Annotated in this window: 11 protein-coding genes; 5 read left to right on the top strand and 6 right to left on the bottom strand. The window is 63.9% G+C overall.

Translation table 11 applies throughout. The features are described from left to right. The first annotated feature begins 6 nt into the window (after positions 1-6). Positions 7-855 (top strand): class II aldolase/adducin family protein, encoded by an 849-nt coding sequence (locus AC1DXN_RS27740; protein ID WP_477241951.1) that lies wholly within the window; start codon positions 7-9, stop codon positions 853-855. 44 nt (positions 856-899) lie between these two features. Here the strand turns inward: AC1DXN_RS27740 and AC1DXN_RS27735 are convergent, their stop codons facing one another. Continuing rightward, the gene (locus AC1DXN_RS27735) at positions 900-1,538 is read right to left on the bottom strand and encodes a TetR/AcrR family transcriptional regulator (RefSeq protein WP_477277585.1); all 639 of its coding nucleotides are present in this window, start codon (positions 1,536-1,538) and stop codon (positions 900-902) included. A gap of 137 nt (positions 1,539-1,675) precedes the next feature. Between AC1DXN_RS27735 and AC1DXN_RS27730 the strand changes: the two genes are divergently transcribed. From AC1DXN_RS27730 to AC1DXN_RS27720, 3 genes are all read left to right on the top strand, one after another. Then, positions 1,676-2,809, top strand: coding sequence for an alpha-hydroxy acid oxidase (locus AC1DXN_RS27730; RefSeq protein WP_477277671.1), 1,134 nt, complete (start codon positions 1,676-1,678; stop codon positions 2,807-2,809). Between the two features lie 321 nt (positions 2,810-3,130). Further along, a complete protein-coding gene (locus AC1DXN_RS27725) occupies positions 3,131-4,669 on the top strand; it encodes a winged helix-turn-helix domain-containing tetratricopeptide repeat protein (protein WP_477277583.1) in 1,539 nt (512 codons plus the stop codon). 281 nt (positions 4,670-4,950) lie between these two features. Then, a complete protein-coding gene (locus AC1DXN_RS27720; protein ID WP_477277581.1) occupies positions 4,951-6,804 on the top strand; it encodes an ABC transporter ATP-binding protein in 1,854 nt (617 codons plus the stop codon). A 117-nt stretch (positions 6,805-6,921) separates the two neighbouring features. Here the strand turns inward: AC1DXN_RS27720 and AC1DXN_RS27715 are convergent, their stop codons facing one another. The 5 genes from AC1DXN_RS27715 to AC1DXN_RS27695 form a co-directional block, all read right to left on the bottom strand. After that, the gene (locus tag AC1DXN_RS27715; RefSeq protein WP_477277579.1) at positions 6,922-8,544 is read right to left on the bottom strand and encodes an ABC-F family ATP-binding cassette domain-containing protein; all 1,623 of its coding nucleotides are present in this window, start codon (positions 8,542-8,544) and stop codon (positions 6,922-6,924) included. A gap of 194 nt (positions 8,545-8,738) precedes the next feature. Then, complete coding sequence (locus AC1DXN_RS27710; RefSeq protein ID WP_477241941.1) at positions 8,739-8,900, bottom strand: hypothetical protein; 162 nt, start codon at positions 8,898-8,900, stop codon at positions 8,739-8,741. 51 nt (positions 8,901-8,951) lie between these two features. After that, on the bottom strand, positions 8,952-9,449 hold the full coding sequence (locus AC1DXN_RS27705; RefSeq protein WP_477277578.1) for a YciE/YciF ferroxidase family protein: 498 nt from the start codon (positions 9,447-9,449) through the stop codon (positions 8,952-8,954). Positions 9,450-9,519: 70 nt separating this feature from the next. Further along, positions 9,520-10,683 (bottom strand): extracellular catalytic domain type 1 short-chain-length polyhydroxyalkanoate depolymerase, encoded by a 1,164-nt coding sequence (locus tag AC1DXN_RS27700; protein WP_477277576.1) that lies wholly within the window; start codon positions 10,681-10,683, stop codon positions 9,520-9,522. 120 nt (positions 10,684-10,803) lie between these two features. Then, the gene (locus AC1DXN_RS27695; RefSeq protein ID WP_477277574.1) at positions 10,804-11,547 is read right to left on the bottom strand and encodes a 2OG-Fe(II) oxygenase; all 744 of its coding nucleotides are present in this window, start codon (positions 11,545-11,547) and stop codon (positions 10,804-10,806) included. 147 nt (positions 11,548-11,694) lie between these two features. Between AC1DXN_RS27695 and AC1DXN_RS27690 the strand changes: the two genes are divergently transcribed. Then, positions 11,695-12,432: a bestrophin-like domain gene (locus tag AC1DXN_RS27690; protein ID WP_477277572.1), complete on the top strand. Its 738-nt coding sequence runs from the start codon at positions 11,695-11,697 to the stop codon at positions 12,430-12,432. Positions 12,433-12,466 lie beyond the last annotated feature (34 nt).

Here is a 12,466-nt window from a genome sequence, read left to right as displayed (position 1 = left end):
GCCGTCATGCAGACGGTGCAGGACTTCAAGGAGGACGCCATGAACATCGTCACGTCAATTCCCGAAAGCGATTTGGCCGTCAGCAAGCAGGCGGCGTATGAGCCTCTTTTCAAACGGCCACCCAGCTTCGAAAACCTGGAACAGGAGCGGCAACACCGGAAGGAAAGACTTGCCGCAGGCTTCCGCATCTTCGGAGCGCTGGGCTTCAGCGAAGGCGTCGCCGGACATATCACGGCGCGTGATCCGGAATTCACCGACACGTTCTGGGTCAATCCGTTCGGCATGCATTTCGCGCATGTCACGGTCTCCGACCTCATCCGTGTCGACGCCACGGGCGCGGTGGTCGAGGGCACGATGCCGGTCAACGTCGCCGCCTTCGCCATTCATCATCAGATCCACGCGGCACGGCCGGATGTGGTGGCGGCCGCGCACACGCATTCCATCTATGGCAAGGCGTGGTCGGCGGTCGGCCGGCTGCTCGACCCGATCACGCAGGACGCCTGCGCCTTCTACGAGGATCACGTCTTCTTCGATGACACACGGGTGATGGTCACGGAGGCGAGCGAGGCGGCGCGGATCGCCGAAAGCCTCGGCGGCCACAAGGCGGCGATCCTGCGCAACCACGGCCTGCTCACGGTTGGCCAGACCGTCGACGAAGCCGTCTGGTGGTTCATTTCGATGGAGCGCTGCTGCCAGGCGCAGTTCCTCGCCGAGAGCGTGGGCACGCCGCTGCAGGTCGACCCGGAAAACGCGCGCGCCACCCGCGCGGTGAATGGAACGGCGCAAGCCGGCTGGTTTCAGTGCCAACCGCTGCACGACCGCATCCTCAGGCAGCAGCCCGATCTGCTTGGATAGGCTCTCGCGGTCAGCACCTGGCCGACGAAAGCTGGCCATCGGCGTCAAGAGGCTGATCCATTCACGATCAGCCTTTTGGCTGCGGCGGCCGCGGCAGTGCAATAGTTTCGGTCGCCATGGACCAGCATCATTACCATTGCACCCTCGACCAGCAGGAACAACTCGCGCGCCCGCTCGCGCGGCGACGCCACCTTCGCTTCGGCGAGAAGGGTTGCCAGATGCTGTTCCATCAAGGCTTTGTGCTGGCGCGCCATCGAACGCGCGGGATGCCCGGAGAGATCGGCAAGCTCGATTGCCAGCCGGGTAAATCCCGATCCCGCCCAGCGCGGTTTGGCCGACCACGCGGCCAGTCCTCCGAACAGCTTGTCGACCAGTTTCTCCGGACCGCCAGACAGGTCGATGCCATAGGTCTGGAACTCGGCGAACGCCCGTTCGTGCTGTGATGCAAGCACCGCGGTCAGCAACGCGTCCTTGCTGTCGAAGTGATAGTAGAGTGTCTTCTTGGTGACGCCGGCGGCACTTGCGATCTCATCCATACCGACGCGAAAGAATCCTCGCTGGCGAAAGAGCTTGTACGCCGCCTGCAATATCACTGGCCTGGTCTGGTCGGACGATCTGGGCACGGGACTGACGCCGATGAAAGTATACTCGCTAGTGAGTTTACATCCGCGCGATCGCGACATTCAATGGACCAGAATTGGCTAATATTCGTTGGGAGCCGACGATGGACAGGCTGATCACCGCAGTGCCCGATCTCCAACAATTCAGGGAAGCCACAACCTTGGGCGACCGGGCCAAGGCGCCACCGGCGCCTTCGCTCCTGAAGACCAGGACCTGCATCGAGGATCTGCGGCAGGCCGCCCGCCGCCGCGTTCCCCGGGCCTTTTTCGACTATGTCGAGGCAGGCTCCTACTCGCAACAAACCTTGCGCGCCAACAGCGCCGATCTGGCGCGGCTCACTTTCCGCCAGCGCGTGCTGGTCGACGTTTCGCAACGGGATACGGGGACGATGATCCTCGGCGAGAAGGCTTCGCTGCCGATCGCGTTGGCACCAATCGGCATTGGCGGGATGCAGTGGGCCAATGGGGAAATCCTCGCCTGCCGCGCCGCACAGGCGGCCGGTGTTCCCTACACACTCGGGACAATGGCGATCTGCTCGATCGAGGACGTTGCCGCGGCGGTCGAGAAGCCGTTCTGGTTCCAGCTCTATGTGATGAAAGACCGCGGCTTCGCGCGTTCGCTTGTCGAGCGGGCGCTCGCTGCCCGCTGCAGCGCGCTGGTGCTAACCGTCGACCTGCAGGTGCTGGGACAGCGCCACGCCGACGTCAGGAATGGGCTGTCGGTTCCGCCGGCGCTGAAAGTACGAAATCTTCTCGACATGGCGACCAAGCCCGCCTGGGCCTGGAGGATGCTCACTGCCAAGCGCTGGACGTTCGGAAATCTCGCCGGCCATGTGAAAGGCGAGCAAGGCGTCAAGGAGCTCGCGGACTGGGTGTCGCATCAGTTCGATCCCACACTCAACTGGAATGACGTCGAGTGGATCAGGAGCATCTGGCCAGGCAAGCTGATCATCAAGGGTATTCTCGACGTCGACGATGCGCGCGCCGCCAGCAAGGCTGGCGCAACCGCGATCGTGGTGTCCAACCATGGTGGCCGGCAGCTGGACGGTGCGCCATCGACGATCTCCAAGCTGCCGAAGATCGTTGAAGCGGTGGGCTCCGAAATCGAGGTGCTGTTCGACGGCGGCGTTCGGTCAGGCCAGGATGTGATGCGCGCGCTCGCCCTTGGCGCCAGAGGCTGCCTGGTCGGGCGAGCCTATATTTACGGCCTCGGTGCCGGCGGAGAGGCTGGTGTGGCGACCGCCATTGAGATCCTTCGCAAGGAACTGTCCGTCACCATGGCGCTGACCGGCACGAGAAGCATCGACGAAGTCGATGAGCGGGTGCTGAACTAGCCGAGTCGTCCTGGATGGGGCTGTCGTTGTGGCATTGGGCGCCGCTGTGGTTTCCGTTGCCGCGGCGTTTCTGGCAGGCGATGTAGTCCGCCACATAGCGCTCGAGGGCGGCGCGGAATTCTTCGTCACGTGGGCACGTCCTGCTCGCTGGAACGGCTTGCTCGGTCTCCGTCTCTAACTCTACACGGTCAAAAACAACAGCAGACATTTCCGGCTCTCCTGTCTCAAAACGTGGTGACAGGGTGAGCCCAGCGGGCGGTGGCGTCGCGGGCGCCTGCCCGAATACTTCCGAAAAGCTCCGAAAAGATGTTAGTTTGCGCCATGGTGGGGAAGCGTTTTGCCTTCGGTCCGTTCGAGCTCAACCCGGAAGCGGGAACGCTGCTCCGGCAGGGCCTGCCCGTTCCGGTCGGCTATCGCGGCGTGCTGCTCCTGGCGGCGCTGGTGGAACGACCCGGCGAAGTCCTGTCCAAGGCGGCGCTGATGGACGCGGCATGGTCGCAAGCGGCGGTCGAGGAAAGCAATCTCTCGGTCCAGATCGCATTGCTGCGCAAACTGCTTGGGCCAGGACCCGACGACGCCGAGTGGATCGCGACAATCCCCCGGGTCGGCTACCGCTTCGGTGGCGCCGTGGAGTGCCTCGACACCGCTGCTGCCCCATCCGACAGTGCCGAGGCCGGGCCGTCCATCGCCGTGCTGCCCTTTGCCAATCTCAGCGACGACGCCGAGCAGCAATATTTCGGCGACGGCCTCGCGGAAGACATCATCACCCGACTGGCGCGGCTGCGCTGGCTGTTCGTGTCCGCCCGCAACTCATCATTCACCTATGGCGGCAAGGCGGTCGACGTGAAGCAGATCGGGCGCGAGCTCGGCGTGCGCTATGTGCTCGACGGAAGCGTGCGCCGTTCCGGGCAGCGGCTGCGCATCAACGCCAGGCTGAGCGACGCAGACCACGGGCGCCAGATCTGGGCTGAGCGCTACGATGCGGAAATCGCCGATTTCTTCGCGCTGCAGGACGAGATCGCCCAAAGCGTCATCGGCGCCATCGAGCCCAGGCTCTACATTGCGGAGCAGGAGCGTTTCCAGAGCCGGTCGCCCGGCAACCTCGATGCCTGGGGCTTCGTGATGAAGGCGATGCCCTATGTCTGGACCTGGGCTTCGCTGCAGGATTTCGAGATCGCCGAGCGGCTGCTGAAAAAGGCTGTCGACATCGACCCCGACTATCCGCGCGCCAACTGCCTGATTGCCTGGGGCCTCGCCGCAAAGTCGATGCTTGGACTGGCTGATTCGGAAGCCGCCCTGCCTGCTGCCCACGACATGGCGCAACGGGCGATTCGCAGCGACCCGGAGGACCCGTGGACGCACTTCGCCACGGGCTTCGTGCATATGGCCTCGCGCCGCTTCGACCCGGCCGTGAAGGCCCTGTCCGAGGCGATCACTCTCAATCCGAGCCTCGCCTACGCGCATATGATCCTCGGATCGACCTATGCCTATGCGGGCATGCCCGACGACGGCCTGCACCATGTCGCGCTGGCCGACCGGCTCAGCCCGCGCGATTTCACGCAAGCAGGCAGCCTTTCCGTCGCTGGGCTCTGTCATTTCATGGCCGGGCGTTACGCCGAGGCGGCCGAATTCGAGCGGCGGGCGGTGGATCTCAGGCAGAATTTCGGGACGGCGTGGCGCACATACGCCGCCTCGGCCGGCATGGCTGGCGACCGCCCCACCGCCGCCCACGCGTTGTCGCAGACACGGCGCCTGCATCCATCCGTGTCCGTGGACTGGGTCGAGAAATACCACCCCATCGTGCACGAAAGGGATCGGGCACGCTACATCGAGGGGCTGCGCGTCGCCGGGCTCGACTGATCGAGGAGGCCGGGTCAATACCGGTCATGGCGAAGCAACCTTGGTAGACCGAGCTCCCATCCGCTTCCCAATCCGTCAGCTCCGCAACCACGGCGCTTCCAGCGGTTTTTGCTGCGCGAGACGCAGGTGAGACGCGCAAGCAAGGCTGACGTTTGAGCGCGCGGGTTGCGATCTCGCGCCCGACTTGGCATAATTGTCCGACCATTCGCAGCAGGAGAGTGAGATGAGAACCTTCATGTCCAACCGGAAAGGAGAGATCGATCAACAGGACATGAAGCTTTATGCAACGCCACTTTTCCCGGGCCAGGACGCATGCCGACGCGCGCCATAGCCAATCCCTAGGTAAACCTTCACCGCCTTCGGCCGGATTTTCCGCGCGGGCTGAGCGCAGCCGGCGGTTCGCACACGCGCGCAAATTCCTGTCGTACTACAAGCCGCATCTGGCTCTGCTGGCGGCGGACTTGGCGTGCGCCGTGCTCATTGCCGCGACGGCGCTTGCACTGCCGGTCTTCGCCAACCATGTCACCAGGGGTCTGCTGGCTTTGCCGCAGGCAGCCGAGACGCTCAGCCATATCTACGTCTCGGGCGGACTCATGCTCGCCATGGTGGCCATCCAGGCACTCGTCGTGTTCTTCGTCGACTATCAGGGCCACGTCATGGGCGCCAGGATCGAGAGCGCGATCCGCCAGGAGCTGTTCGAGCATTGCCAGAAACTGTCCTTCAGCTTCCATGACGGGCAGCGTGTCGGACAACTGATGAGCCGCATCACCAACGACTCGCTATCGCTGGGCGAACTCTACCATCACGGCCCCGAGGACCTGTTCATCGCAGCGCTCAAGTTCCTCGGCGCCTTCGTCATCCTCACCATCATCGACCCGGTGCTGACCGCGCTGATTGCCATCATGACGCCGTTCGCGGTGATCTATGCCCTGCACTTCAACCGCCGCATGAACGGGGCCGTGCGACGCAGCAAGGAGCGAATCGCCGCCATTAACGAGCGGCTGGAAGATTCTCTGACCGGCATCAGGGTCGTCCAGTCCTTTGCCAATGAAGATCTGGAAATACAGCGTTTCGCGCAGGCAAACGCGATGTTCCTGGAAAGCCGCCGGGACGGCTATCTGAGCGAGGCCTATTTTTCGCTGGGAACGGCGACCTTTGCCCAGATGATCACCGTGCTGGTCATCGTCGCCGGCGCCGTTCGCGTGCTGAGCGCTGAGCTCAGCGTCGCCGACATGCTGACCTTTCTGCTGTGCGTAGCGGTGCTGGTCGACCCGGTGTCGCGCCTGGCCAATCTGGCGCGGCTCTGGCAGGAGGGTCACACCGGCTTTGTCAGGGCGATGGAACTTCTGGATACCGCTCCCCACATCGAGGACCGGGACGGCACGGTCGAACTCGGCCGCCCGATCGGGGCGGTCAGCTTTCGCGATGTCGGCTTCCGCTACGAGGCCGAGGGCGCTCATGTACTGAAACGCCTGACCTTCGACATCGCGCCGGGCGAATTCGTCGCGCTGGTTGGCTCGTCAGGCGTCGGCAAGAGTACGTTGTGCGCGTTGATCCCCCGCTTCTACGAGGTCAGTGCCGGACAGATACTGATCGACGGCATCGACGTGCGCGACATCAGCCTCGCATCGTTGCGGCGCAGTATCGGGGTGGTACAGCAAGACGTCTATCTGTTCAGCGGCACGGTGGCGGAGAACCTGCGCTATGGCCGCTTCGACGCGACGGACGCCGAGATTGCCGCTGCCGCCGAGGCGGCCAACGCGCATGATTTCATCACCGCCCTGCCCGACGGCTACGACACCGACATCGGGCAGCGCGGCGTGAAACTGTCCGGCGGCCAGAAGCAGCGGTTGACCATTGCGCGCGCCTTCCTCAAGAACCCGGCCATCCTCATCTTCGACGAGGCGACAAGCGCGCTGGACAATGAGAGCGAGCGGGCCGTCCAGCAGGCGCTGCTGGAACTGACTAGGGGACGCACGACCATTGTCATCGCGCATCGCCTGTCAACGGTGCGCCATGCGGACCGCATCCTGGTGCTGACCGAGGACGGGATCGGCGAAGAAGGAAGCCACGACGCGCTGATGGCGGCCGGCGGACTCTATGCCGCGCTCCACAGAGTGCAAGCCAGCATCTAGCACACCAGCGGCCCGCTTCCCTCTTGCGGAAACGGGCCGAGTGTTGCGGAAGTCGAAAAGCGAAAGAGAGGATGAAATCGGAGCTGAATGCTGGGACGCGATGCCGAGGCCCTTCCCCTACCCCCTGAGCCCCGGCGCTTCCTGCCCTGTGCGCTCGACATATTCGGTATAGCCGCCGCCATAGGTGTGGATGCCCTCCGGCGTCAGTTCCAGCACGCGGTTGGAGAGTGCGGCCAGGAAATGGCGGTCGTGCGAGACGAACAGCATGGTGCCTTCATACTGCGAGAGTGCGGTGATCAGCATCTCTTTGGTGGCGATGTCGAGATGGTTGGTCGGCTCGTCCAGCACCAGAAGATTGGGCGGGTCGAACAGCATCAGCGCCATCACCAGCCGCGCCTTCTCGCCGCCTGAAAGCACGCGGCATTTCTTGTCGATCTCGTCGCCGGAAAAGCCGAAGCAGCCGGCGAGTGCCCGGAGCGGCGCCTGGCCGGCCTGCGGAAACGCGTCCTCCAACGTCTGGAACACGCTGCGCTCGCCTTCCAGCAGCTCCATGGCGTGCTGGGCGAAATAGCCCATTTTCACACTAGGTCCGCGCGCGACCGTGCCATTGTCGGGCTCGGACGCACCGGCGACCAGTTTCAGCAGCGTCGACTTGCCGGCGCCGTTGACGCCCATGATGCACCAGCGCTCGCGGCGGCGGACCTGAAAATCCAGCCCCTCATAGATTGTGCGGCTGCCATAGCCCTTGTGGACGTTCTTCAGCGTCACGACATCCTCGCCGCAGCGCGGCGCCGGCTGGAAATCGAACGACACCGTCTGGCGGCGCTTGGGCGGTTCGACGCGATCGATCTTGTCGAGCTTCTTCACCCGGCTCTGCACCTGCGCGGCATGCGAGGCGCGCGCCTTGAAGCGCTCGATGAAGGCGATCTCCTTGGCCAGCATCGCCTGCTGGCGCTCGAACTGCGCCTGCTGCTGCTTGTCGGCGATGGCCCGCTGCTGCTGGTAGAATTCGTAATTGCCGGAATAGGCGGTCAGCGAACCGGCGTCGATCTCGACCACCTTGTTGACGATGCGGTTCATGAACTCGCGGTCGTGCGAGGTCATCAAGAGCGCGCCGTCATAGCCCTTGAGGAAGGATTCCAGCCAGATCAGGCTTTCGAGATCGAGATGGTTGCTCGGCTCGTCGAGCAGCATGACGTCGGGTCGCATCAAAAGGATGCGGGCCAGCGCCACGCGCATCTTCCAGCCGCCGGACAGTTTGCCGACGTCGCCGTCCATCATCTCCTGGGTAAAGCCGAGGCCGTCGAGCACCTCGCGGGCGCGGCCGTCCAGCGCGTAGCCGTCGAGCTCCTCGAAGCGGTGCTGCGCTTCGCCATATTTTTCGATGATCTCGTCCATCCGGTCGGCCTGGTCGGGATCGCCCATGGCGTGTTCGAGCTCACGCATTTCGGCGGCGACGTCACTCACCGGCCCGGCGCCGTTCATCACCTCGGCCACCGCGCTGTGGCCGGCCATGTCGCCGACATCCTGGCTGAAGTAGCCGATGGTGACGCCACGATCGACCTGCACTTGCCCCTCGTCGGGCTGCTCCTCGCCATTGATCATACGAAACAGCGTCGTCTTGCCGGCGCCGTTGGGGCCGACGAGACCGACCTTCTCGCCCTTCTGCAAGGCGGTCGAGGCCTCGATGAAGACGATCTGGCGACCGTTCTGTTTACTGATGCTTTCGAGACGTATCATGCCTGTTCACGAGCCCTGGAGGATTTTCCCCGGCCTTACGCGATAGGCGGCGTCAGAGGAAGCGCACAAGCGCTACCCGCGCGAAAAAGCCGCTGCGGAACCCTGCCTCCTGAAGGCAGAAGCCCACGGCGGAGGCGCGGAAGCGCCAGTCACAAAAACAGGGCAACCAACCGGTTTTGACGGGTAACCGGCCGTCAGCCCTCGTCCTTGGTCTTGCGGGCTTCCTGCTCGCCCTTGGTCTTACCATGCTCTTTGGCGAGATCCTTGGCCTGCTGCGGTGAAACGTCGGTCTGCTCGGCGATACGCAAAGCTTCCTTGTCGGAAATGCGGTGGTTCTTGGACGGTGTGTCGGTCATGGCGAGCTCCAAAAAGGCGGCCCGCCGGAGACCGGCGGGCCGCGGTGTCCGTCAGGCTGCTTCGGCCTGCTGGTTGACGACACTCGTCGCGATACCTGTCAGGGCCTCGTCGGTCGCCTTTTCTTCCTTCAGCGTCGCTTCAAGCAGCGCAACCGCGTCGTTGAGGCCAAGCTCCTCGGCCCAGGTCCGCATCGTGCCGTAACGGGAAATCTCGTAGTGCTCAACCGCTTGCGCGGCTGCCAGCAGGCCCGCGTCGAGCGCCGGCGAGCCCTTGTATTCTTCCATGATTTCCGCGCCCTCGTCAGTGATGCCGACGATGGCCGCGCAGGTCTTGCCCTGCGGCTTCTTGCCGATAACGGCGAACACTTTTTCGAGGCGGGCGACATGGCCTTCGGTCTCGCTGCGATGCTTGGTAAAGGCCGCCTGCAACTCGGCGCTCTGGGCTGCCTTGGCCATCTTGGGCAAGGTTGCGAGAATTTTCTTCTCGGCAAAATAGATGTCTTTCAGCGTGTCGTGAAAAAGGTCTTCGAGAATTTTCTGTTTGGCCATTGTCTACTCCTGTGGGTTTCTTTTCCCTCGAGTGGACAATGAGCGGCTAGGCGAATTGTTCCGCGCTTGGCTAGCGCATCAACCCGGCTGCGCGTAGCGCGTCCTCGATGACCTTGGAGATGCCGGCAGCCGAGTCGCGCGCGTCAGGTCGCGGTTCTCCGGTGTGGTCGATGCGTCCCGCGCGCGGCTTTTCAGGCACGCTGTAAATCTTCAAGGCGGCGCCGGAGACAGGCGCCGCTGACGTGGCGTCTTTTTTCGCGTCGCCCCGCGCAGCTGGCTTCGCGAGATCCCAGAAGCGAGCTATGTGGCGTGTCGAGGAAATCCCGACATCCAGCATGAACGGCCCTGCCCTGCCCAGGCCATCATCGCCGATCGTCTGCAGTGGCGTGCCATGGCCCATGCCGGCCACGCTGTACTTTTCGATCAGCTCCCGGCCAGTGCCGTCGCACCAGACCTGTCGTGTCTGGCCATCGACCGTCTCGACGCGCGTCGGGCTGGTGCCAACGCCATGCACTCCTTGCCATTGCGCGACGAGGGCATCCGCGTTGGATGGCACGACGGTGTTGTCGGCCGAGCCCTGCCAGACCGAAATCGTCGGCCAGGGACCCCTATGAGACGAGGCCCCGCTCAAGAGCCGTTGCAGGTCGGCCTTGGACGGGCCGCCATGGCCACGCATCCGGTCGAAGGCTTCGGGGATCGTCACCGCACTGCCGTAGGCCAGTCCGGCAACGATTGCGCCGCCGGAGAACATTTCCGGATAGGCCGCTAGCATCGCCGTCGCCATGGCGCCGCCGGCGGAAAGGCCGGTGATGAAAATACGCTTGCGGTCCATACCATGGGTGGCAACCACCGCCTCGATCATCTGGCGGATGGAGAGCGCTTCGCCGCCGTCGCGGCTGATGTCTCCCGGGACGAACCAGTTGAAGCAGAGATTGGCATTGTTGGCGCGCTGCTGCTCCGGGAAGAGGACTGCAAACCCCTGCTCCGCCGCGAGTTCCGACCAGCCGGAACCGTGATCATAAGCGGCCGCGCTCTGGGTACAGCCATGCAGGACCACGACCAGTGCTGCATCTTCCTGCAGGTTTGCGGGCACGTAGAGGCGTGCACGCAAGGCGCCAGGATTGGAACCGAACCCGGTCACATCGGACAGCCGATTGTCATGATGCTGCCCCGAAGCGACTGGTCGGCCGCGCATCGCGCTCAGCCGCGCGATCGTATCTGACATGTTTCGCAAAATCGGTATCCTTGCTAGCCGGGATGGCGTCGCACACAACGCGCTGGCAGCAATATCGTTGCTGCACTGCACAATAACAAGCTGAGACGCGACGGCAGCGTTGGACGCCTTGCCGCCTCGCTACTTGGCGTCATGAAAAATGATGCCGACGGTATGCCGTATCCCCGAGCGCAGGCGGCTGACGCCGTGGCGAAGATTGACCCGGTAATTGCCCTTCGTCCCCTTCACCGGACGGTTGTGGACGGCGAAGACGACCGCGTCGCCCTGGCTGAGCGGCACCACTTCTGCGCGGCTTTGCATGCGCGGGCGCTGCTCGGTCAGCACGAACTCGCCGCCGGTGAAATCCTCGCCGGGTTGGGAGAGCAGGATCGCCACCTGCAGCGGGAAGGCGAGATCGCCGTAGAGGTCCTGATGCAGGCAGTTGAAGTCGCCGGGCACATATTGCAGCAAAAGCGGCGTCGGCCGGGTCTGGCCCTGCTCGTGGCATTGCCTGAGGAACGCGGCGTGCTCGCCGGGATAGCGCTGGGCGATGTCCATACGCTCGTTCCAGTCATTGGCGACAGCGGCCAGCCGCGGGTAGAGCGCGGTGCGCAAGGCGCCGATCAGGTCGGGCAAGGGATAGCGGAAGTAGCGATACTCGCCCTTGCCGAAACCATGCCGCGCCATGTGGACATGGCTGCGGAAATGGCTTTCGTCGGGATAGAGGGCGGCAGTCTGCCGGCACTCCTCGGGCGTCAGCAACTTTTCGATGACGGCGCATCCATGGCCGCTGAGCTCAGTGGTGAGCGCCGGCCAGTCACGGGCGGCGACGCGCGTCTCGGCCGCGCGGGCCGCCTTTGCCGTATCGAGGGAATGGGTGGTCATGGGTCTTGCCTCCGATCTCGCCATCAGGGTCGGCGAAAGACGGCGCGTCAGCCACCCGTTTCCTGCCAGGACGGCTGCGGAGCGCCAGCGCCGGCCAATCATGCACGCCGCCGTTGGCAATTCCCGCTTCTCGTGCACAATGGCGCCATGCGTGAGGCTCTTGTCGGAGTGACGATCTTTGTCTGTCTGGCCGGGGCGGCACTTGGCAGCCTGGCGATCTACCATCGCTTCCCCGACAGGCACCGCCAGGACGACACCAACGCCATCGTGCGCCTGATCGCCAATCTGTTCGTGGTGATGACCTCGCTGGTCATCGGCCTGATGATCAACTCAGCCAAGAACACCTTCGAATCCATCGATCTCAATGTGCACGCCTATGCGACGCAACTGATCCTGCTGGACAGGACGCTCCGGCAATACGGCGCCGAAACCAGCGCAGTCCGCGAGCCGCTTGTCGCCTATGTGCAGCGGGTGGTGAGCGACGTCATGCCTCAAGGTGAAACGCCGGTTATCGCCAACAGGCTGTCGGAGCACCTGCTCACCGAGATCGGCGGCCGGCTGGGCACGATGACGCCGCCGGATGCCGCCCATGGCGCTCTGCTGCAGGATGCCCGCCAGCACCTGCAGAAGGTTCTGGAGCAGCGCTGGGTGCTGGTCGAACAGTCTGAGGGCGCCATTCCGCTGCCGCTGATCGTCATGCTGGTGCTTTGGCTGATGCTGATCTTCGGCAGCTTCGGCTTCCGCGCACCGCGCAACGCTGTCGTCGTCGGCTCGTTCGTGCTGGCTGCAGCGCTGATCGCGAGTTCGCTCTATCTGATCCTCGACATGGAATTCCGTTTTCCGGACCGATCCAGATATCGCCGGCGCCGCTCGAGCGCGCGCTGACCGAGATCAGCCGGTAGGCTGGATCGCCGCGACA

Source organism: Mesorhizobium sp. P2_H9 (assembly GCF_056403215.1).
Note: the sequence above shows the minus strand (reverse complement) of the source record. Positions and strands in the feature narration are given on the sequence as shown.